At 69.9% G+C, this 20,336-nt stretch carries 23 protein-coding genes; 14 read left to right on the forward strand and 9 right to left on the reverse strand.

From position 1 onward, the window contains the following. Positions 1-65 precede the first annotated feature (65 nt). Positions 66-440, forward strand: coding sequence for a VOC family protein (locus tag LV79_RS15695; RefSeq protein WP_253837185.1), 375 nt, complete (start codon positions 66-68; stop codon positions 438-440). Here LV79_RS15695 and LV79_RS15700 read toward each other — a convergent pair. The 9 genes from LV79_RS15700 to LV79_RS15740 all read right to left on the reverse strand — a co-directional run bounded on the left by LV79_RS15700 (position 437) and on the right by LV79_RS15740 (position 8,452). After that, positions 437-880: an SRPBCC family protein gene (locus LV79_RS15700; protein ID WP_253837187.1), complete on the reverse strand. Its 444-nt coding sequence runs from the start codon at positions 878-880 to the stop codon at positions 437-439. The genes LV79_RS15695 and LV79_RS15700 overlap by 4 nt on opposite strands. A 76-nt stretch (positions 881-956) precedes the next feature. After that, positions 957-3,143, reverse strand: a complete 2,187-nt coding sequence (locus tag LV79_RS15705; RefSeq protein WP_253837189.1) for an MMPL family transporter — start codon at positions 3,141-3,143, stop codon at positions 957-959. 150 nt (positions 3,144-3,293) lie between these two features. Continuing rightward, positions 3,294-3,761 (reverse strand): hypothetical protein, encoded by a 468-nt coding sequence (locus tag LV79_RS15710; RefSeq protein WP_253837191.1) that lies wholly within the window; start codon positions 3,759-3,761, stop codon positions 3,294-3,296. Next, positions 3,758-4,252, reverse strand: coding sequence for a hypothetical protein (locus LV79_RS15715; RefSeq protein WP_253837193.1), 495 nt, complete (start codon positions 4,250-4,252; stop codon positions 3,758-3,760). The genes LV79_RS15710 and LV79_RS15715 overlap by 4 nt, the downstream gene beginning before the upstream one ends. An 84-nt stretch (positions 4,253-4,336) precedes the next feature. Continuing rightward, positions 4,337-4,720, reverse strand: a complete 384-nt coding sequence (locus LV79_RS15720; RefSeq protein ID WP_253837195.1) for an ankyrin repeat domain-containing protein — start codon at positions 4,718-4,720, stop codon at positions 4,337-4,339. Beyond that, positions 4,717-5,175 (reverse strand): hypothetical protein, encoded by a 459-nt coding sequence (locus tag LV79_RS15725; RefSeq protein ID WP_253837198.1) that lies wholly within the window; start codon positions 5,173-5,175, stop codon positions 4,717-4,719. The genes LV79_RS15720 and LV79_RS15725 overlap by 4 nt, the downstream gene beginning before the upstream one ends. A 68-nt stretch (positions 5,176-5,243) precedes the next feature. Then, on the reverse strand, positions 5,244-5,594 hold the full coding sequence (locus LV79_RS15730) for a VOC family protein (protein WP_253837200.1): 351 nt from the start codon (positions 5,592-5,594) through the stop codon (positions 5,244-5,246). Positions 5,595-5,670: 76 nt separating this feature from the next. Next, positions 5,671-6,885 (reverse strand): 5-aminolevulinate synthase, encoded by a 1,215-nt coding sequence (gene hemA / locus LV79_RS15735; RefSeq protein WP_253837202.1) that lies wholly within the window; start codon positions 6,883-6,885, stop codon positions 5,671-5,673. 16 nt (positions 6,886-6,901) lie between these two features. Then, positions 6,902-8,452: a 3-hydroxyacyl-CoA dehydrogenase gene (locus LV79_RS15740; RefSeq protein ID WP_253837205.1), complete on the reverse strand. Its 1,551-nt coding sequence runs from the start codon at positions 8,450-8,452 to the stop codon at positions 6,902-6,904. Between the two features lie 161 nt (positions 8,453-8,613). Between LV79_RS15740 and LV79_RS15745 the strand changes: the two genes are divergently transcribed. From LV79_RS15745 to LV79_RS15805, 13 genes are all read left to right on the forward strand, one after another. Next, positions 8,614-9,066, forward strand: a complete 453-nt coding sequence (locus LV79_RS15745; RefSeq protein ID WP_253837206.1) for an XRE family transcriptional regulator — start codon at positions 8,614-8,616, stop codon at positions 9,064-9,066. 124 nt (positions 9,067-9,190) lie between these two features. Continuing rightward, on the forward strand, positions 9,191-10,348 hold the full coding sequence (locus LV79_RS15750; RefSeq protein WP_253837208.1) for an MFS transporter: 1,158 nt from the start codon (positions 9,191-9,193) through the stop codon (positions 10,346-10,348). 2 nt (positions 10,349-10,350) lie between these two features. Then, entirely contained in the window at positions 10,351-11,592 is a 1,242-nt protein-coding gene (locus LV79_RS15755; protein WP_308208946.1) for an MAB_1171c family putative transporter, read from the forward strand. Further along, positions 11,559-12,122: an ImmA/IrrE family metallo-endopeptidase gene (locus tag LV79_RS15760; RefSeq protein ID WP_253837212.1), complete on the forward strand. Its 564-nt coding sequence runs from the start codon at positions 11,559-11,561 to the stop codon at positions 12,120-12,122. The genes LV79_RS15755 and LV79_RS15760 overlap by 34 nt, the downstream gene beginning before the upstream one ends. 41 nt (positions 12,123-12,163) lie before the next feature. Then, the gene (locus LV79_RS15765) at positions 12,164-12,676 is read left to right on the forward strand and encodes a P-loop nucleotide/nucleoside kinase family protein (protein WP_253837215.1); all 513 of its coding nucleotides are present in this window, start codon (positions 12,164-12,166) and stop codon (positions 12,674-12,676) included. 632 nt (positions 12,677-13,308) lie between these two features. Next, entirely contained in the window at positions 13,309-14,628 is a 1,320-nt protein-coding gene (locus LV79_RS15770; protein ID WP_253837217.1) for an AMP-binding protein, read from the forward strand. 21 nt (positions 14,629-14,649) lie between these two features. Continuing rightward, a complete protein-coding gene (locus tag LV79_RS15775) occupies positions 14,650-14,910 on the forward strand; it encodes a phosphopantetheine-binding protein (protein ID WP_253837219.1) in 261 nt (86 codons plus the stop codon). Then, complete coding sequence (locus LV79_RS15780) at positions 14,907-15,293, forward strand: ectoine synthase (RefSeq protein WP_253837221.1); 387 nt, start codon at positions 14,907-14,909, stop codon at positions 15,291-15,293. Before LV79_RS15775 ends, LV79_RS15780 begins: the two co-directional genes overlap by 4 nt. Then, positions 15,290-16,432, forward strand: a complete 1,143-nt coding sequence (locus tag LV79_RS34480; protein WP_253837230.1) for an acyl-CoA dehydrogenase family protein — start codon at positions 15,290-15,292, stop codon at positions 16,430-16,432. The genes LV79_RS15780 and LV79_RS34480 overlap by 4 nt, the downstream gene beginning before the upstream one ends. Beyond that, positions 16,429-17,133, forward strand: coding sequence for a transglutaminase-like domain-containing protein (locus tag LV79_RS15790; protein ID WP_253837232.1), 705 nt, complete (start codon positions 16,429-16,431; stop codon positions 17,131-17,133). Before LV79_RS34480 ends, LV79_RS15790 begins: the two co-directional genes overlap by 4 nt. Before the next feature lie 12 nt (positions 17,134-17,145). Then, the gene (locus LV79_RS15795; protein ID WP_253837234.1) at positions 17,146-18,507 is read left to right on the forward strand and encodes a TrpB-like pyridoxal phosphate-dependent enzyme; all 1,362 of its coding nucleotides are present in this window, start codon (positions 17,146-17,148) and stop codon (positions 18,505-18,507) included. A 25-nt stretch (positions 18,508-18,532) separates the two neighbouring features. Next, positions 18,533-19,423: a DMT family transporter gene (locus LV79_RS15800; RefSeq protein WP_253837236.1), complete on the forward strand. Its 891-nt coding sequence runs from the start codon at positions 18,533-18,535 to the stop codon at positions 19,421-19,423. A 1-nt stretch (position 19,424) separates the two neighbouring features. Next, the gene (locus tag LV79_RS15805) at positions 19,425-20,219 is read left to right on the forward strand and encodes a maleate cis-trans isomerase family protein (RefSeq protein WP_253837238.1); all 795 of its coding nucleotides are present in this window, start codon (positions 19,425-19,427) and stop codon (positions 20,217-20,219) included. The last annotated feature ends 117 nt before the right edge of the window (positions 20,220-20,336 follow it).

A 20,336-nucleotide genomic window follows, 5' to 3' on the forward strand; every position in this document is an offset into this window, starting at 1 on the left:
TCTCGCCTACCGTGATCACGGGATATGCCCCGGCCGTCCACGCGCACGGGTGTCAGACTGGGGGTGTGATTGGACGGTTGCGGAGCATTGTGTTCGACACCAGGGAGCCCCAGCGCCTGGCGGCCTTCTACGCGGGGTTGCTCGGCGGGGAGATCACCACGGAGGAGCACGACTGGTACGTCGTGACCGATCCGGACGGCAGGCGGATCGCGTGCCAGTTGTCCGCCGAGCACGAGGCGCCCCGGTTCCCGGACTCGACGGGCTCGCAGCAGGTGCACCTGGACGTGCTGGTCGATGACATCGACGACGCGGAACGCCAGGTCCTGGCGCTCGGGGCCGTCAGGGTCACCACCCCGCACCCGGAGGGTGGCTTCCGCGTCTTCCTCGACCCCGCCGGGCACCCGTTCTGCCTGATCCCGAGCGACGACATCGCGAGCTAGGCGCGGGCGCCGCCGAAGAGCCGGACCAGGTTCTTCTCGGTGTCGTTGCCCAGCTTCTCGAGCGCGATCTTGGCCACGGGTGTCGCGAGCTTCGCCGCGCCGTGGAACTCGATGTGCGCGTGGTAGACCAGCTGGGTCTCCCCGGGTCGTTCCCCCGGCCCGACCCGGATGTCGTCGGTGGAGGTCGCCGTGTCGTTCTTGCCGACGAACTGGAGTCTTCTCGGCTCCGAGACCGTCAGCTGGTAGGTCAGCTCCGTCTCCGACCCGAGGAACTTCGACACGTTGTGCCACGTCGAGCCCACCCGGATCGGCCCCTCGTCCACCCGGCGGCAGGACACGGTGCCCGGGTCCCACTCCTCGGTGCGCGCGAAGTCCTTGAGGTAGTCGACGACCGCCTCAGGCTCGGCATGGACAGTGAAGCTGCGCTCGACGTCCACCATGGACTTCTCCTCCGCCGGGGATCGGTGTCACCCGCAGGATGCCTCGCTCACCCGTCCGGCAAACGCGACCTGGCACTCAGTGCGGCTGCGGGTGCCGGGCGGTGGGCGTGGGGGACGTCGTGGCCTGGGCCGGGATGTCGCGTTCCAGGGCGGCGCCTTCGACGTCGAGTTCGGGGAGCCAGCGCAGCCAGGACGGGAGGGACCACGCCGTGTGGCCGAGCAGGGTCAGGGCGGCGGGGACGGCGACCATCCGGACGATGATGGCGTCGAAGAGGATGCCCATGGCCAGGGCGAAGCCGATGGGTTTGATCGTGGCGTCGCCCTCGGGGACGAAGCCCGCGAACACGGCGAACATGATGGTGGCCGCCGCGACCACGACCGGGGCGGACTGGCCGAACCCTGTGGTGATGGCCCGGCGCGGATCAGCGCCGTGCGCGTAGGCCTCATGCATGCGCGACACCAGGAAGACCTGGTAGTCCATGGCAAGCCCGAACAGGATGCCGACGATGATGATCGGCGACAAGCTCATCAACGGCCCGGTGGAGTTGCTGTTGACCACCGCCGACAGCCAGCCCCACTGGAAGACCGCCGTGGTGGCGCCCAGCACCGCGCCGATGGTCAGCAGGAACCCGAGCACCCCGACCACCGGCACCAGGATCGAGCGGAACACCAGGATCAGCAGGATGAACGCGAGGCCGACCACCAGCGCCAGGTAGAGCGGGAGCGCCTGGTCGAGTTTGTGCGAGATGTCGATGCTGATCGCCGTGGTGCCCGTGACGTAGACGGTGGCGCCCGGGGTGTCGGCGATGTTGTCCCGCAGCGCGTGGACCAGGTCGTTCGTCTCCGTCGAGTCCGGCCCGGACGCGGGGATGACAGTGATCAGCGCGGCGGTGCCGGCCTGGTTCGGGCGGGGCTCGGCCACCACGGCGATGTCGGCCTGGGCGGCGACCTCGTCCCGGATCACCGGCGCCCGGGTGACGGCGTCGGGACCATCGACCAGCACCAGCAGCGGCGCGCTGAACCCGGGGCCGAACCCGGCCTCCACAAGCTTCTCCGCCCGCGCCTGGGTGCTGTCGCGGTCCGGGTGCTGCACCAGCGACGTGCGCAGCGACAGCACGGGGATCGCGATCACCAGCAGCGCCACGACGGCCGCGACCAGCGTCAGCCACGGGTGCCGGGTGACCCCGTGCGCCCACCGCCGGTAGAAGCCGTGGTCGACGTGGACCGGCGAACCCTCCTCCCGGGACTTGCGCGGCAGCGCCCTGCGGCCGACGAACCCGAGCATCGCGGGTACGAGGGTGACCGCGATCAGCACCGCCACCACGATCGTGCCCGCCGCCGCCAGGCCCATCTCGGTCAGGAACGGGATACCGGCGACCGACAGCCCGGCCAGCGCGATCACCACGGTCAACCCGGCGGTGACCACTGCCGACCCAGCGGTGCCGACCGCCATCGCGGCGGCCTCCTCCACTGGTCGACCGGCCAACAACTCGTGCCGGAACCGGGTGACGATGAACAACGCGTAGTCGATGCCGACCGCCAGGCCCAGCATCACCGCCAGCACCGGGGTGGTCGCCTGCAGGTCCATGAACCCGGTCAGCGTCACGATCCCCAGCGCGCCGATACCGACCCCGACGACGGCGGTCAGCAGGTTCATCCCGGCGCTGACCAGCGACCCGTAGGTGATGGCCAGCACGACCATCGCGATCACCACGCCGATCGCCTCGGCCGGACCGCCCACCTGGCCGGTGGGTTGCAACACGTCACCGCGGACCTCGACGGTCAGCCCGTCCGGCCGGGACTTCTCGACCACGGCGCGCAAGGCTTCCTTCTGCGCCTCGGTGATCTCCGGCGCGGGCACCAGGTAGGACACCGTGCTGTAACCGATGCGCCGGTCAGCCGACACGACCGGGGTGGACGGGTCCACCGGATTGGTGGCGGCCGCGACGCCCGGTAGTGCCCGCAGGTCGCCGACCACGGCACTGACGTCCTCGGCGACCTCGGTCTCCACCAGCGTCCGCCCCGGCGGCGCCTCGACGACCACCTGCGCGGACGCACCACTGGACGCGGCGCCGAACCGCTCCCCCATCAGTTCCAGCGCCGTCGTGGACTCCTGGCCCGGGATGCGGAACGTGGACACGGTCGCCCCGGACAGGGTGAACGCGCCGACGCCGGTGGCCACGAACACCAGCAGCCAGACCAGCGCCACCAGCACGCGCCGCCGCACCGAGGACAAGCCGAGCCGATAGAGCAGTACCGCCATGACAGCCACCCGCGCCTTCGCCCGCGGTGGCGCCAGCCAGGGGGTCACCGCGCTTGGATCCGCCCGGCCACACCGGGTCCACAGTGGTCTGTTCCCAGCGTTACCCGAGTTGGCGGGGTGCGCGCAGCGAGTCCCTCGTTCGGGTGGCGGCTACTGGCAGCCCGCCGAGCCCGGCCGGAACTCCACCCAGATCTCCGACGTCGACTCGCGCGGGTTGCCCTCGACGGTGACCCGCAGCGGCGTGGTGGTGTTGTTGGCGAAGCACAACTCGGAGGTCACCAGGCTCGAGATCGAGGTGGTCGGCCCCTCGGTGTCCGTCACCAACCGCCAGCCGGACGCGACGACCTCGGTGCGGTAGAAGTCGAGCACCGCGGGGCGGTCCGCGGTGGGCAGCGCGCCGTGCCAGCCCACGGTGCCGATCGCGTCCTCGTCGTCGCAGGGCCGCTGGTCGTAGTAGCTCTGTCGGGTGACGCCGGGCGGGGCCTTGGTGAGCACCTGATCGGCGCGGAGGTCATCCACGACCGCCTGCTGCCCGTCGCACTCGGGCCGATGCCCCTGACCGCACGCGACAAGGGTGGCCAGCAGGCACACAACCAGCCACGTGGCGCGCCGCCTCATGTCGCCGCCCATGCTCGGCCGAGGGCGGCGTCCTCCGCGCGGACCTGCGCCAGCGGTACGTCGCCCAGGCCGAGCACCTTCTGCTGCCGCGCGGTCTCGACGTCGCCGAGTTCCTCGCTGCCCGCCAGCCACATCGCGGTGCGGACCGCGTGGGCGCAGGCGAGGGCAGCGGTCGGATCACCGGTGGCGCGGTACTCGGTCGCGTGCAGGGTCGCCACGACCGCCTCGAACGCGCCGAGGTCTTTGATGTCCTCGTCGCCGCGGAGTTCCCGAAAGCCCCTCAGCACTGTCACCATCCCGGCGAAGGACTCAGCGGGCGCGTCCAGATCCCACAGCCGGTCTACCGCCTCGACGAGAACCCCCACATCCCTCGCCCGATCCCCGCGCGACATGGTGAACCGCCGGTACACGCGCTCCGCGCACCCAGCCACGAACACCGCCACCATCCGCGGTTCAGCCGCCAGCACGGCCTCGCTGATCTCCTCGCTCACGCCCCACCCACCGCCGCCAGGAGCGATCCGTGTGGGATGAACCCGTTCGATGTTGGTCGCACTCCCCCAGTCACACTGTCTCCCTCAGTCGATGTCGGCGAAGAACCGCCGGACGTCGTAGTTCGCGATCAGGCGGGCCAGGCCGAGTGGGGTCTGGCCCGCGTTGTTCACTTTCGCCGGGTCGGCGCCGTGGGCGCGCAACAGTGCGATCGCCTCACCGTGACCGCGCGAGTTGAACACCGCGACGAACAACGGGGTGTTCCCGTACTCGTTCACCGCGTCCACCGGCGCCCCAGCCGCCAACAGCACCTCGGCCACCGCAACATTGCGCACCTGCGCCGCGAGGTGCAACGGCGTGAACCCGTGCGAGTCGGCCAGCCCGGCGTCGCCCCCGGCCGCGACCACCGCCGCCGCCTGCTCCGCCGTCCCCTTCAGCGCGATCTGGTGCAACTCGCCCTTGCCGCTCATGCCGGACCTCCCGAAACCGTGACAACGCCACGATCCTCGCTCAGCCACTCCCCAGCCTCGTGCTCGGCCACCAGATCGCGCACCCGCTCCCGCACATCAGCCGCGAGTGCCGCGTCGAACGCACTCACCGCACCCTCGCCCGTCTTGGCCAGGAGCATCAGGACGATGCCCGCGTTGTCACTCGGAATCGTCAGCAGCTGTTGCGCCGCACCGGCGATTCCCTCGCCTAGGACCTGCGGGGGAAACTGCTGCAGGGCGGCGTAAGTGGCTTGATAGGCGCCGTAGTCCTGGGCGGCCCGCAGTGACGCAACCAAGGCAGCGGCACCTGCCGGTCCTTCGGCCCCGGTCACCGCGTCCACCAACTCGACATAGCGATTCCAGCGCCGCTCAGCCTCTTCCTGCGAACCCGACTCGTCGGCGTCCTGCACCAGGTCACCACATTCGACGAGCTCCACCGCCCACTCCACCCCGCACGCCCCCACATGTTCTCCCCGACCCACTCGCGGTCCAGGATGCCACGGGGTCAGGGACGGAGGACGCAGAACTCGTTGCCTTCCGGGTCGCGGAGGACCTGCCAGTCGTCACCGTCGTAGAGATCGGGGGCGCGTGTGGCACCAAGGGCGATGGCCTGGGCTACCGCCCCGTCGAAATCGGTGCTGCGCAGGTCAAGATGCAGCCGGTTCTTGACCGTCCGCGACTCAGGCACCGGCGCGAAATCCAGATTCGGCCCCCCAGCGACAGCGACGGTGATGACGCCGTCCTCGTCCGGGCCGGAGATCTCGCCGCCGAGGAGGCCGCGCCAGAAGTGGGCCAGGGACACCGGGTCCGCGCAGTCCACCGTGATCGCGGCGATGCCGCTCAGGTAGCCGGTCATGCCCGCGACCCTACCCAGCGGGACGACGCCCGTGGCCGGTGCCGCCACCCCCCAGTGGACGGCACCGGCCGCGGGGTCAGCGGGGTAGCCGGGGCAGGTCGACTGAGGACCAGACCTGGTCTATGGCCTTGCCGAAGGCCACCACGTCGTCCTCGGTGTGCCGTGAGGTCGGCGTGACCCGCAGTCGTTCCGTGCCTGCCGGGACGGTGGGCGCGTTGACCGGCTGCACGTAGATCTGGTGGTCGCGCCGGAGGCGGGCGCTGACCTCCTTGTTCTTGTGCGGGTCGCCGACCAGCACCGGGAGGATGTGGCTGTCCTGCGACAGCACCGGGATCCGCAGCTCCGCCAGGGCCTCGCGCAGTTGGCGGCAGCGGGCGTGCAGGACCTCGCGCTGGTCGGCGTTGTCGCGCAGGTAGCGCACGCTGGCCAGCGCACCGGCGACGACCGGGGCGGGCGAGGAGGTGCTGAAGACGAACGGCACCGCGAACGAGCGGACCGTGTCGACGATCTCCACTGGACCCGCCAGGTAGCCGCCCGCACCGCCGTAGCCCTTGCCGAAGCCGCCGTGGAAGACGGTGATCTGGTCGGCCAGCCCCAGCTCCTCCGCGTACCCGGACCCGGTGGCGCCGTAGCTGCCCGCCGCGTGCACCTCGTCCACATAGGTCAGCGCGCCGAACTCCGCCGCCAGCGCGATGATCTCCTCGATCGGCGCGAAGTCGCCCTCCATCGAGTACAGCGACTCGAACACGATGATCTTCGGCGCGGCCGGGTCGGCGGCGGCCAGCAGTTCCCGCAGGTGCCCGGTGTCGTTGTGCCGGAAGATCCGCTTGACCGCGCCGGAGGTCCGCACACCGCGGATGATCGAGGCGTGGTTGAGCTCGTCGGAGAAGTAGATCAACCCGGGCAGCCGGGCCCCGAGCGCGCTCAGCGCCGAGTCGTTCGCGGTGAACCCGGTGCTGAACAGCAGCGCCTTGGGTTTGCCGTACAGGTCGGCGAGTTCGGTCTCCAACTGCTGGTGGTAGATGCTGTTACCGGAGATGCTGCGCGCGCCACCGGTGCCGAGCCCAACGCGCTCGACAGCCTCTACCACCGCGGATAAGACCACCGGGTGGTGGCTCATCGACAGGTAGTCGTTAGAGCACCACACAACCAGGTCGCTCGGACCGTCCTCCCCGTGCGCGATAGCGCCTGGAGCGAGGTCCACACGCCGCTCCAGGTTCAGGTACTCCCGGTAGCGCCCCTGTGCCCGCACCAGCTCCAGGTCGTTCGCGAGCTTGCCCAAGATGTCCATGACCGTCCTCCCCGCCCTACACCGTCTCCGACAACGCACTCCCGGCCGCCGAGGCCAACCGCAACGACGGCGTGACCCGGTACCGGGTCGGGTGGATGACCGCGGCGATGTTGTCCAGCACGCGGCACAACCAGTCCGGCCCGACGCTGTCCCCCCACTCCAGCAGGCCGCGCGGGTAGTTCACCCCGGTCCGCACGGCGACCTCGACGTCAGCGGCCGCGCACACCCCCTCGGCGACGACCTCCACCGCCTGGTTGACCAGCATGCTCACCGTCCGCGCCACGACCAGGCCCGGCGAGTCGGCGAACACGCTGACCCGCGAGCTGAACGCGGCCACCAGCGACAGCGCCTCATCGAGGCCAGCCGCCCGAGCCCTGGGGCCTGCGGCGACCACGGTGTGCGCGACGCGGGCGAAGTCCAGCGCGAGGTCGAACAGCACCACCGGCGCGTCTAGTTCCCGTTCCTGCACCGCCGCGGTGCGGCCATCGGTCAGCGCGAGCACTACACCGCTGGGTAGCGCTAGATGGCCAGGACCCTCAGCGCGCGTGACAGTCCAACCAGCCGCCTCCAGCAACCCGACAACGGGCTCGGCCGGTCCTAGATCGCCGTACGCGGTCACCTGCCCAGGAGTCGTCTCAACCGCGGTGCCGACCTCGGGCTTGTCGTCCGGGTAGCTATAGAACCCCTGCCCGGTCTTACGTCCCAGCAGCCCGGAGTCGACCAGCGCCTGTTGCGCGGCGGACGGGCTGTAGCGCGGGTCGAACCCCATAGCGCTCCAGATCTGGCGGGTGACCTCGATGTTGACGTCCTGCCCGATCAGGTCGGTGAGCTCCAGCGGCCCCATCCGGAACCCGCCGCTGCCGGTGATCGCGGCGTCGACCACCCTCGGGTCGGCCCCGATCTCGTCGACGATCCGCAGCCCCTCGGTGTAGAACGGCCGCGCCACGCGGTTGACGATGAACCCGGGCGTCGGCCGGGACACCACGGGACGCCGCCCCCAGGCCCGCATCAGGGCGAACGCGGCGTCGGTGGTCTCCCTCGCCGTCCGCGCACCCGGGACGACCTCGACGAGCGGCAGCAGCGGGGCGGGGTTGAAGAAGTGCAGCCCCAGGAAGCGCCCGGGGTGGGTCAGCCGGGCCGAGAGCGCGTTGACCGACAGCGACGAGGTGTTGGTCGCCAGGACCGCGTCGGCGCGCAGCACCCGCTCCAGCTCGGCGAACACCTCGGACTTGAGGTCGAAGTCCTCGGCGATCGACTCGATCACCAGGTCGGCGTCGGCGAGCGCGCCGAGGTCGGTGGTCAGCTCCAGCGCGGTGACGGCGTCCTGGTAGACCGCCTCGGTCAGCTTCCCCTTGTGCACCAGGCGCTCCAGCCGCCCGCGCACGACATCGCCCGAGCGGTCGAGCCGGTCGGCGGTGCGGTTGTGCCACAGCACCCGGTGCCCGGCGGCGAGCGCGAGCTGGGCGATCCCCTGCCCCATCGCACCGGCGCCGAGCACCGCGACGGTGCCGGTCGGCAGGCCGGTGGCCCGCGCGGACAGGTCGACGAACTCGCCGATGGTCGTCATGGTTCTCCGTGTTAGCTGAAACAACGAAAAGAAGGGCACCGCGTCCATCTGAGCTAACGCGATCGTAGGGAGACCGCGAGTTGACCGTCAACTAGACTGGGCCCGGATCTCACGAACGTTCATCCCAGCGAACGTCCACGACAGCGAACGGAGGTGCGTCGATGCCCCCGTCGTCGACCCTCGCGGCGAAGATCGACCACCTGTTCAAGACCATCCGCCCCGGGGGCCGCGAGTACAGCTACGACGAGGTCGCCAGGGGGTGCGCCGAGGTCGCTGGCGGGACGTTCTCCAAGACCTACGTCTGGCAGCTGCGCACCGGCCAGCGGGACAACCCGACCAAGCGGCACCTGGAAGCCATCGCGGCGTTCTTCCAGGTCCCGGTCAGCTACTTCTTCGAAGAGGAGACGACCGAGCGGGTCGACTCCCAGCTCGCGCTGGCCGCCGCCATGCGCGACGCCGACGTGCGCGACATCGCCCTGCGCGCCAGCCACCTCGACCCGGACGCGCGGCGCTCGATCGTGCGGATCATGCAAGAGGTCAGCAGGCTGCAGCGGGCGCGCTCGAGCGACAGCGAGCCGGACACCGGCGAACCGGGCGCTGACAGCAGCGGGTGAGAGTTCCACCACGCACCGCGTGGGGCCCACATGGTGGGCCGGGTTGCGCCAACCCCTGCCGTCAGCCGAGATGGACGAGGCACCCGGCGGCAGGTGGGTCAAGGGGATCGGGGAGGGGACTGTCATGCCCGTTGTGCTCTATCTGCTCGCCGTGGGGACGTTCGCCATCGGCACGGACGCGTTCATCTTCGCGGGGCTGTTGCCCGAGGTCAGCTCGGATCTGGGGATCGAGGTCGAGACCGCGGGCCAACTGGTGACCGTGTTCTCCTTCGCCTACGCGGTGCTGGCGCCGATCAGCGCGAGCATCACCTCGTCGTGGCCGCGCAAGCGGATCATCACCCTCGCGCTGCTCACCTTCATCGCGGGCAACGTGGTGTCGGCGCTGTCGGGGTCGTTCGAGGTCATGGTGCTCGGGCGGATCATCGCGGCGGCCGGGGCGTCGTCGTTCACCCCGCACGCCATCGCGATCGCCTCGGAGAACGCGCCGGAGGGCCGCCGCGGCACGGCGTTGTCCATCGTCGTCGGCGGGTTGACCGTCGCGACCGCGCTGGGTGTGCCGATCGGGACCTTCGTCGGCTCGACGCTGGGGTGGCGCGCGACGCTGTGGCTGGTCGTGGTGCTGGGCGTGTTCGCGCTGCTGGCACCGTTGCTGCTCGGAGAGGTCAAGGCGCCCGCACGGCACACCTTGCGCGAACGGCTTGCCCCGTTGCGCAGTGGGATTGTCGCTCTAGTGCTGGCCACGACGTTCTTGGCGTTGGTGTCAGAGCACCTGGTTTACACCTACATCAGCGCGGTGTTCGACGAGGCCACTGGCGGCAACGGGAAGACGTTGTCGGTGCTGCTGCTCATCTTCGGTATCGGCGCCGTGATCGGTAACGCCATCGCCGGCCCTGCCGTCGACCGGTGGGGGAACAAGTCCGTGCTGTTCATAGCCCTCGCGGTGATGGCGGCTGATCTGTTGCTGCTACCGCTCACCACACACACGCTCCCTGCCGCCGTGGTCGCGGTCCTGGTGTGGGGTATCGCCTCGTGGATGTACCTGGTGCCGCAGCAGCATCGCCTGTTGGAGCTGTCTACCGCGTCCGGGCCGTTCACAGTGTCGCTCAACTCTTCCGCGCTGTACCTGGGTATCGCGGTGGGTGGCGCGCTGGGTGGGGCGACCCTCTCTCTCGTTGGCCCTGTCTGGCTGGGTGTGGTCGGCGGGCTGGTAGGGGTTCTAGCGGTGGCATCCGGGTGGTTGTCTTACCGCGTGGAGCGAACGCCGAACACAGTCACGGCGTGAACATGTTCGTCGTCAAGACGGTGGTCTACTCGTCGTGCGCGGTGCTGTGCTTCACCGCGCTCGGCTACCGGATCACCGCCTCTTGGCGCAACCGCCGTGACCCAGCCGTCGTAGCGCTCATCGTGGCGTTGCTGGCCGAGGGCCTGGGCTGGGTCTTGGCGGTGCCCAATGTCGCCGCCGCGTTCGACGACGCCACCGGGGTCCCCAACCTCGCGGTGCTGTTGATGCACGTCCTCGCGGTGGGTCTGTTCACGCCGAGCATGCTGGTGTTGCTCGTGTACTGGTCGCACCCACCGGAGCAGGCATGGCCACGCGCGCGCCGACGCATCGCTTACGCGGTAGCGGTGTCTGCGGCTCTTGTCGCCCTGTGGGTCTATGCGGCGGTCGAGCAGCACGCGGAAACGTACCTGCCACAGAACTACACCCGGCCGCCGGTCGCCCTCTACACGCTGGTCTACGTTGTCACGTTCGGCGCGGGACTCATCGAGATCTTCCGGATGTGCGTGTCCTGCGCCCGCCGCACCGAGGAACCGTGGCTACGGCGGGGATTGCGTCTTACGGCGCTGGGGGCGTTGTGCTACCTGAGCATGTGCGTCAACCGGATCAGTGGGATTGTCCTGGCGCACCTCGGGCTCGATCCACTGCGGTGGGAATGGCTCACTCCCGCCGGGTGCGGCAGCGCGATCCTGTTCATCGCGGTGGGTCTTACGCTGCCTTCGTGGGGACCTCGGTTGGCGGTATGGGTGCGCTCTTATCGGACCTACCGGACGCTCTACCCGTTGTGGGTAGCCATCTATCGCGCGGTCCCGCACATCGCTCTAGAGCCACCGCCGCGGTCCGCAGCACATGACCTCGTGCAGACCACCGAGTTGAGCCACCGCCTCTACCGCCGGGTCATCGAGATCCGCGACGGCCTGCTGGTGCTGCGGTCCCGGTTGACCAGCGTGGCGCTCACCCAGGCCACGCGGACGGGAGACGAGGTGCGGGCATTGGGCGGGGACGCGGAGGGGGTCGTCGCCGCGAGCCAGATCCGGGCCGCGCTGCGCGCCCCGGTCGGCACCGAGGACCTGTCCTTCTACAGCCCCAGCATCGACAGTCTGCACAGTGAGATCGCCTGGTTGGTCCGCGTCAGCGAGTGCTTCGTCGGTTACCCTTGGCCAGGTGGTCCGGCCGCCACGCCCTGGTCGACCGAACTCGCGGGAGAGACGACGTGGGAATCCCGGTCCCGGACTGGCTCCGCCTGAGACGCCTCGGCCCGGTTCCGCTCAAGCGGCTGCGCCGGGACTGCGCCCGGCTGCTCGCCGACTTCGACATCCCCGCCGACGGCGACATCCACCACTTCTGCGCCCAGGTCGGCGCCCGCCTCGGCCGCGACATCGACCTGATCCCGATGGCCCTGCGCAGCACCGACCCCACCGGCGTCTGGCTCTCCACCCGCGGCGGTGATTACATCGTATACGAATCGGAAACCAGTACACCGCACCAGGAGCACATCATCGCCCACGAACTCGGGCACCTGCTGTGCGGCCACATCGGCGACAACCTCGACGGCACGGCGCTGGAACTGCTCTTCCCCGACATCGACCCCACCGCTCTGCTCGCCCGCCAGAGCTACACCGCCACCGAGGAACGCGAGGCCGAGGTGATGGCCGGGGTCATCCTCGCCCACCTCACCCGGGGCCGCCGCTCCCGCCCCACCCAGAACAACCCCAGCCACGCCGACATCGCCCGCGTCCACCGCTCCCTCGGCCGAACCGACCCGACCGCGGACTAGCCCTTTGTGGAACGAGGTCGACGGACCGTACGGTGGTCGGCGTGCTAGATCAGCGGCCAGCTGTCCACCTGCTCGTCGGGCTTCCCGGCGCGGGCAAGACCACCTTCGCCAAGGCCCTCGAAGCCCGTGGTGTCGTCCGGTTGTCGGTGGACGAGGTCATGACCGCTCGGCACGGCAGGCTCGGCAAGGACTACCCCGAGTCGGACCACCTCGCCCTCTTGGGCCCGGTCACCGACGAGGTCCGGGCCCGGTTGGTCGAGCTCGTCCGCGACGGGGTGTCGGTGGTCCTGGACCACGGCCTCGGCACCAAGGCCGAACGGGACGCGTACAAGCGCCTGGTCGTCGAGCACGGCGGCCACTGGCGGTTGGTGCACTTCCAGGTCGAGCGGTCCGAGCTGTCGCGCAGGCTGGCCACGCGCAACGCGGACGCCGAGCACGGCGTGATCTCGCCGGAGACGCTGGACTGGATCGCCCAGCGCTCCGAGGACCCGGTCGGCGAGGGCGAGCAATCGCCTGGGAGCGAGTTCGCGTCGGGGCAGGCCGCCGCCAAGTGAGCTGCCCGGTCCACTGAGGACCACGCGGCGCACTCGCGGACGCTGGTGCTGAGCGATCGCCCGCGGACGGTACTCCGCACATGCGAACGTCGCGAGCGCCCTGACACGCGAGAGGATCTCGCAACCCCACTGGTCCGACCGCGCGCCTGCGAAGCGGGAGCAGTGCGCCCACCCGCCGCCCAGGTGCCTTGAGCCACCGGAGCACCGGGCTGGACGCGTCGTGGTAGTCCGATCGCCACACTGCGGACCATCCACGGGGGACGGTCGTGGGGTGTCAATACCTCCCGGCCGATGAGAACGGAATCGGGTCTACACCACGCGGCGGCGTGCGTATAGCCGCGAAGCGCACCAATGCGTTAACACCCTGCCCCTAATTCCACAGTGAACAGAACACTGTTGCCAAACGGGGTTGCGCGGTGCGGGTGGTTGCGTTGGCACGTATGGAGCAGTGGCCACTAGCCCGAGGTAGTTCAATCTGGGATCGGATACACGAGCCCGTCACCCGTTCGGCGGTTTGCGTGGTCCGACCGGTCGTCGCTAGCGTCTCGGAAAGGCAGAATGCTTATCAATCGGGGGCCTTTATGGGAGACCATTTATCCGGTCTCATCGACAGCCACGCTAAAGGCACCGCGGTGTCGTTCAATGGGGCCGATGTGTCCTATCGCGAGCTGCGCGCGCTGGTGGCGGACGCGCTGCGGGTGCTCGACGGGCTGCCCGCGGGCCGTCCGGTCGCGCTGCACGTGCGCAAGTCCCCCGAGTCGGTCGCGCTGGTGCTCGCCTGCTGGGCGCAGCGGCGGCCGTTCCTGCTGCCCCCGGCGGACCTGGGCACCGACGCCAGGGCGGCGCTGTACCGGCAAGCTGGCTGCGGGCACGTCCTGCACGCCGACCTGACCACGGTGGACACCGGGGAGCCTGCCGACGAGGTGCCCGAGCTCGACGGCGTCGGCCCCATGCTCACCACCTCGGGGTCCACCGGGCTGCCCAAGGTCGTGCCGCTCCCCCACGACGGCATCGACCGGTTCACCGACTGGGCGGCCGGGGCGTTCGGCATCACCGGGGGCAGCGTGGTGTTCAACTACGCGCCGCTGAACTTCGACCTGTGCCTGCTCGACATCTGGACCACGCTGCGCCGCGGTGGCCACGTGGTGCTCGCCGACCAGGAGCGCGCCGTGGACGCCCGCTACCTGCTGCGCGCCTTCACCCACGCCCGGGTGGAGGTCGTGCAGGCGGTGCCGCTGTTCTACCGGCGGTTGCTGGAGGTCGCCGACGGCCCGTTCCCCGACGTGCGCGAGCTCGTGCACACCGGCGACGCCATGCCGCCCGCGTTGCTGGCCAGGCTGCCCGAGTTCTTCCCGAACGCCCGGCTGCGCAACGTGTACGGCTGCACCGAGACCAACGACAGCCTCATCCACGACTCGGACCCCACCAGCGCCGACCCGGTGCCCATCGGCCGCCCCATCGACGGCGTCCAGGTGCGGCTGGACGGCGGTGAACTCCTGGTGCGGACCCCGTTCCAGGCGGGCCGCTACCTCGACACCGCGATCGCCGACAAGTGGGTCGAGGTCGACGGCGAGACGTGGCTGCGCACCGGCGACCTGGTCCGCCAGGACGCCGACGGCGTCTTCCACCTGGACGGCCGCGCGGACTACCAGGTCAAGGTCCGCGGCGTTCGGACCAACGTGCAGCAAGTGGAGCAAGCGCTGCAATCGCACGCCGAGGTCGCCGACGTCGTGGTGCTCGCGGTGCCCGACGACGAGGCCGGGTACCGGCTGCACGCGGTGGTCCGGGCGGTCGACGGCACCCGGCCCAACAGCCTCACCCTGCGTTCGCACTGCGCGCGGTTGCTGCCGCGCACCGCCGTCCCGTCCTCGCTCGAGCTCACCGCCGACGAGTTCCCCCGCACCACCACCGGCAAGGTCGACCGCAAGAAGCTGCTGGCCGAACGGGTCTAGCACGGAAGGGATCTGGAGCGGATGTCCCGCATCGATGAGATCACCCGCTACATCGTCGCCGAGTTCGCGCCGGACATCCGGGCCGACGAGCTCGACGCCGACTACGACCTGCTGGACAACGGCGTCGTCGACAGCCTCGGCCTGTTGCGGCTGATCGGCTGGCTCGGCGAGCGCTACGACCTGCCCGTCGACGACATCGACCTGGCCCCGGAGCAGTTCCGGTCGGTGCGGGCCGTCGACGCCTTCGTTGAGTCCGCTCTCGTGAAAGGGCCCGCGTTATGATCGTCCGCAGCCGCTCCGAGGTCGCCTGCGTCGACTGGGGCAACGGGTTGAGCTACCGCTTCCTGTTGAGACCGGACAACATGGGGTTCTCCGTCGCGCACACCACCGTGCGCGCGGGGACCAAGTCCCGTTTGCAGTACCGCCAGCACCTGGAGGCGTGCTACTGCATCGCCGGGTCCGGTGAGGTCCAGACCCCGGACGGGGCGGTGCACCGGCTCGAACCGGGGGTGCTCTACGCGCTCGACCAGAACGACGCGCACTTCCTGATCGCCGGTCCCGACCAGGACCTGGAGCTGGTCTCCATCTTCTCCCCGGCGCTGCGCGGCGACGAGCGGCACAACCTCGACGTCGACGGCTTCTCCCACTACGAGTCCGCACCGTGATCAAGTGGACCGACGAGCAGCGCACCCTGCGCGCCGCGGCGGCCGAACTCGGCGCCGTGGTGGGCAAGGACCACCTGGAGCGCGATGCCACCGGCACGTTCTCCGAGCAGGGGTGGGCGCTGGTGCGCGAGTCCGGTCTGCTCGGGTTGCCCTTCGGGGCCGAGTACGGCGGGCTCGACGCGGACCTGTTGACCACGATGTACGTGCTGGAGGGGTTGGGCGAGTCCTGCCGGGACGGTGGTTTCCCGTTCTCGGTGACCACGCACGTGGTCAGCACCGGGGTCCCGCTGCAGCGCTTCGGGTCTGACGAGCTCAAGCAGCGGTACCTGCCGGGGGTCTGCTCGGGTTCGGCCATCGGGGCGCACGCGATCAGCGAGCCGGACGCGGGCTCGGACATGATGGCGATGCGCACGACGGCGGTGCTCGACGGCGACGACTACGTCCTGAGCGGGTCGAAGTCGTTCGTCAGCAACGGGCCGATCGCCGACACGTTCATGGTGTACGCCCGCACCGGCAAGTCGGGCGCGCCGGACGCCATCACCACGTTCCTGGTGGAGCGGGACTCCCCCGGCCTGCACGTCGGGCAGCCGATGGGCAAGATGGGCCTCAAGACCTCCCCGCTCAGCGAGTTGTTCCTCGACGGGGTCCGGGTGCCCACCTCCCGCGTGGTCGGCAAGGTCGGCGCCGGGTTCCTGGTGCTCGACCACGTGATGAAGTGGGAGATCCTGCTCTCCTTCGTGGTCAACCTCGGCGAGATGGAGCACCGGCTGGCCGAGTGCGTGCGGCACGCGCGCTCGCGCAAGCAGTTCGGCCGGCCGATCGGCTCCTACCAGTCGGTGTCGAACAAGCTCGTGGACATGCGGATCGGGGTGGAGACCTCGCGCAAGTGGCTCTACGACACCGCCGAGAAGCTGGTGGCGCGCAAGGCCGTCACCACGGACATCGCCATCACCAAGCTCGTGGTCAGCGAGGCCAACGTGGCCTCGGCGCTGGCCGCGGTCCAGGTGTTCGGCGGGTACGGGTACATGACCGAGTACGGAGTCGAGAAGGACGTGCGCAACGCGGTGGCCGGGACGATCTACTCAGGCACCACGGAGATCCAACGGCAACGGGTTGCCGCCATGATGGGACTGGGATGAGTTCAGAGCAGGCCGTTGAGCCAGCCGACCTGAAGGCACTGACCGCGGAGACCGAGTTCTTGGACTACAACTCGGACACTGTGCGGGAGTTCGTCGCCAAGGCGCTGCCCGGCGAGGGGCAAGCAGGCGAGGGGCTGACCGACACCGAGAAGGCCGTGCGGCTCTACTACGCCGTGCGCGACGGCATCAACTACGAGGTCTACGGCAGCCGGATGACGCGCGGGGAGTTCACCGCGAGCGCGATCATCAAGCACAAGCGCGGGTTCTGCGTGCACAAGTCCATTGTGTACGCGGCGGCCGTGCGCGCCGTCGGCGTGCCGAGCCGGATCGTCTACGGCGACGTGCGCAACCACCTGTCCTCCGAGCGGCTGCGCGAGCTGGTCGGCGGGGACGTGTTCTGCTTCCACAGCCTCACCTCCGTGCACCTGGACGGCAAGTGGGTGAAAGCGACCCCGGTGTTCAACAAGCTGCTGTGCAAGCTGTACAAGATCGCGCCGCTCGAGTTCGACGGCAGCGCCGACAGCCTGTACCACCCCTACGACGAGAACGGCCGCAGGCACATGGAGTTCCTGCGGATGCGCGGCGAGTTCGACGACTTCCCGTACGAGACCGTGGTGGACGGCATCCGCGCCGCGCACCCGAAGCTGTTCCGATCCGACGACGAGCTGGCCGAGGGTTCCCTCACCGGCGAGGCCAGCTAGGAGCGCCAGAGCATGGACAACATCAAGTACGAGCTGACCGAGTCCGACATCCCGCACACCTGGTACAACCCGGCCTACGACGTCGGCGGCATCGCGCCGATCCTGGACGCGGCGACCCGCGAGCCGGTCAGCCGCGAGGCGCTGGCGCGCTCGATGCCGCCCGCGCTGGTCGAGCAGGAGCTGAGCCAGGAGCCGGAGTTCGAGATCCCCGAACCGGTCCGCCAGCTCTACGCGCAGTGGCGGTCCACCCCGCTGTTCCGGGCGCGGCGGCTGGAGAAGGCGCTCGACACCCCGGCGCGCATCTACTACAAGTTCGAGGGCGTCGCCCCGACGGGCAGCTTCAAGCCCAACACCGCACTCGCGCAGGCGTACTACAACAAGCTGGCGGGCAAGACCGGGCTGGTCGGGGAGACCGGCGCGGGCCAGTGGGGCAGCGCGGTCGCGTTGGCAGGCGCGCTGTTCGACATGAAGACCAAGGTGTTCATGGTGCGGGTCAGCTTCGAGCAGAAGCCCTACCGCCGCACGCTGATGGAGACCTACGGGTCGGTCTGCACCGCGTCGCCGAGCACCGAGACCGAGTCCGGGCTTGCCGTGCTGGCCGAGCGGCCGGACCACCCGGGCAGCCTGGGCGTGGCCAAGTCCGAGGCGCTGCAGTTCGCCTTCGCCAACCCGGAGTACGGCTACACCCGGGGCAGCGGTCTCAACCACGTGTGCGCGCACCAGAGCGTCATCGGGCAGGAGGCGGTCAAGCAGTTCGAACTGGCCGACGACTACCCCGACATCGTGGTCGGTGCCGCGGGCGGTGGGTCCAACCTGGCCGGGTTGGCGTTCCCGTTCCTGCGCAAGAAGCTGGCCGGTGGGCGGGATGTCCGGTTGATCGCGGTCGAACCCGCCGCGTGCCCGACGCTGACCAGGGGCCGGATCGCCTACGACCACGCCGACTCCGCCGGGCTGACCCCGCTGTTCCGGATGCACACCCTCGGGCACAAGTTCATCCCGCCCGCCGTGCACGCCGGTGGCCTGCGCGCGCACAACATCGCCCAGGTGGTCAGCCGCGCGGTGGAGGACGGTCTTATGGAAGCGGTCGCGGTCCGACAGAATGACTGCTTCGAGGCGGGCGTGCTGTTCGCGCGGGCCGAGGGCATCGTGCCCGCCCCGGAGTCGACCCACGCCATCCGGGGCGCGGTCAACGAGGCACTGCGCTGCCGGGAGGAGGGGGTCGGCAAGACGATCCTGCTCGGCCTGTCCGGGCACGGCGACTTCGACCTGGTGGCCTACCAGAAGTACCTGGCGGGCACCCTGTCGGACGACGCGCTCTCCGACGAGGCACTGCAAGATGGCCTCGACAGCATCCCCTCCCCCGTTCTCGTCTGACACCCGTTAGGGAAACCGCACGCTCATGAGTCGAGTCAACGTCGCCCTGTTCATCCTGTTGGCCTTCATCTGGGGCAGCAGCTACACGTTCATCAAGATCGCCGTCGACGGCCTCACCCCGGCGCAACTGGTGCTGGGGCGGGTCGTGCTGGGCGCGATCGTGCTGTTCGCGGTGCTGACCGCCACCAAGGGCAAGCTGCCACGGAACGCGGCGGTGTGGGGCCACACCGTCGTGACGGCGTTGCTCGGCATGGTCGTGCCGTTCCTGCTGCTGGCCTGGGGTGAGCAGCGGACCAGCGCGGCGATGGCCGGTGTGCTGATCGCCGCGACCCCGCTGCTCACCCTGGCCGCGGTGACCACCGCGCTGCCCGCCGAACGCGCGACCTGGCGCAAGGGCGTCGGCTTCGCGGTCGGCTTCGTCGGCGTGGTGCTGGTGATCGGCCCGTGGTCGGCCTCGTCGGGCTCGCTGGCCGGTCAGCTCGCGGTGCTCGGCGCGGCGCTGTGCTACGCCCTGCAGACGGTGTACGTGAAGAAGATGCTGGCGTCCAAGGGCGTGCCGCCGCTGGTGTCGGCGACGACGCAGGTCATCACCGCGACGGTGCTGCAGGCGATCGTCACCCCGTTCTTCACCTGGAAGACCCCGCACTTCGGCGTCGGCGTGGTGGTCAGCATGCTGCTGCTGGGCATCGTCGGCACCGGCCTGGCGTACCTCATCTACTTCCGGCTGATCGGCGACATGGGCGCGGCGAACGCGTCCGCGGTGAACTACCTGGTGCCGATCACCGCGGTGCTGGTCAGCCTGATCACCCTGGGCGAGTCGATCACCTGGAACATGATCGTCGGCACCCTGGTGGTGCTGGCGGCGCTCGCCTTCGCGGAGAACCGGGTGCCCGCCCTCGCCCCGGCCAGGACCTGACATGCGGTCGGACCGGTGGGGGTGGCGCGCGGCGATCGGCGTCCTGGTGATCGACAAGGACCCGGTGGCGGAGTCGGAGTTCTGGTCCATGGCCCCACCAGGGGTGTCCATCGTGGCTGCCCGGTTCGAGAGCCCGCGCAAGCCGGGCACCTCGGACTACGGCGACGACCCGGCCGAACTGGTCGCGTCGTCCCCGGATGTGGCCCGTGGCCTTGAGTTCTTCGGCGGCATGCAGCTGGACGCGATCTGCGTGTGCTTCACGACGTCGAGCCTGTTCGGCGGGCCCGATTTCGACGTGTCGTTCGCCGCCAGGGCGAGTGCGGCGGCGGGTGGCATCCCGGTGGTGACGGCCGCGCAGTCCTCGGCCGCCGCTTTGTCCGCTGTGGGCGTTTCGCGGCCCTATGTGGTGGTGCCGCCGTGGTTCAAGGACGAGATCGTCGCCGTGGGCCAGTCGTACTTCACCGCGGCGGGCCACCCCCCGGTGGACATCCAGCGGTTCCGCCTCGGTCGGGGGTGGGACGCGCTCAAGCCCTGGGAGACCTGGGACGCGGGCGCGCAGTGGGAGGTCCGCCCCGCTGACGTGTACCGCCAGGTGCGCGCCGACTTCCCCTCGTCCGCCGATGGTGTCCTGTTGGCGGGCAACGGTTTCCGCTGCGCCGACGCGGTGGAGTCGCTGGAGGCGGACCTGGGCGTGCCGGTGGTGACGTCCAACCAGGCCTGCCTGTGGCACAGCCTCCGCACCGCGGGTACGTCTCCGCGCGATGTCGCAGGCTACGGTCGGCTGTTCTCGGCATGAGTCCTCGTGGAGGTGGCTTTCGCGGGCTGCCTCCACAAGGGCGTTTCCCGACGAGGCTCACGCTATCCGGTGACACTCCATTCTGGACTGCTGGTTCGTCGGCACGGCCGTAGCATC

This window comes from Actinokineospora globicatena (assembly GCF_024171945.1).
In the GTDB taxonomy this organism is placed as follows: domain Bacteria; phylum Actinomycetota; class Actinomycetes; order Mycobacteriales; family Pseudonocardiaceae; genus Actinokineospora; species Actinokineospora globicatena.

Excerpts from the sequence above, each read along its gene's own strand:
- LV79_RS15790 (WP_253837232.1), top strand. The coding sequence starts at position 16,429 with ATGAGTTCAGAGCAGGCCGTTGAGCCAGCCGACCTGAAGGCACTGACC.
- LV79_RS15750 (WP_253837208.1), top strand. The coding sequence starts at position 9,191 with ATGCCCGTTGTGCTCTATCTGCTCGCCGTGGGGACGTTCGCCATCGGC.
- hemA (WP_253837202.1), bottom strand. The coding sequence starts at position 6,885 with ATGGACATCTTGGGCAAGCTCGCGAACGACCTGGAGCTGGTGCGGGCA.
- LV79_RS15755 (WP_308208946.1), top strand. The coding sequence starts at position 10,351 with ATGTTCGTCGTCAAGACGGTGGTCTACTCGTCGTGCGCGGTGCTGTGC.
- LV79_RS15780 (WP_253837221.1), top strand. The coding sequence starts at position 14,907 with ATGATCGTCCGCAGCCGCTCCGAGGTCGCCTGCGTCGACTGGGGCAAC.
- LV79_RS15710 (WP_253837191.1), bottom strand. The coding sequence starts at position 3,761 with ATGAGGCGGCGCGCCACGTGGCTGGTTGTGTGCCTGCTGGCCACCCTT.
- LV79_RS15775 (WP_253837219.1), top strand. The coding sequence starts at position 14,650 with ATGTCCCGCATCGATGAGATCACCCGCTACATCGTCGCCGAGTTCGCG.
- LV79_RS15805 (WP_253837238.1), top strand. The coding sequence starts at position 19,425 with ATGCGGTCGGACCGGTGGGGGTGGCGCGCGGCGATCGGCGTCCTGGTG.
- LV79_RS15740 (WP_253837205.1), bottom strand. The coding sequence starts at position 8,452 with ATGACGACCATCGGCGAGTTCGTCGACCTGTCCGCGCGGGCCACCGGC.
- LV79_RS15720 (WP_253837195.1), bottom strand. The coding sequence starts at position 4,720 with ATGAGCGGCAAGGGCGAGTTGCACCAGATCGCGCTGAAGGGGACGGCG.
- LV79_RS15800 (WP_253837236.1), top strand. The coding sequence starts at position 18,533 with ATGAGTCGAGTCAACGTCGCCCTGTTCATCCTGTTGGCCTTCATCTGG.
- LV79_RS15730 (WP_253837200.1), bottom strand. The coding sequence starts at position 5,594 with ATGACCGGCTACCTGAGCGGCATCGCCGCGATCACGGTGGACTGCGCG.
- LV79_RS15700 (WP_253837187.1), bottom strand. The coding sequence starts at position 880 with ATGGTGGACGTCGAGCGCAGCTTCACTGTCCATGCCGAGCCTGAGGCG.
- LV79_RS15795 (WP_253837234.1), top strand. The coding sequence starts at position 17,146 with ATGGACAACATCAAGTACGAGCTGACCGAGTCCGACATCCCGCACACC.
- LV79_RS15705 (WP_253837189.1), bottom strand. The coding sequence starts at position 3,143 with ATGGCGGTACTGCTCTATCGGCTCGGCTTGTCCTCGGTGCGGCGGCGC.
- LV79_RS15745 (WP_253837206.1), top strand. The coding sequence starts at position 8,614 with ATGCCCCCGTCGTCGACCCTCGCGGCGAAGATCGACCACCTGTTCAAG.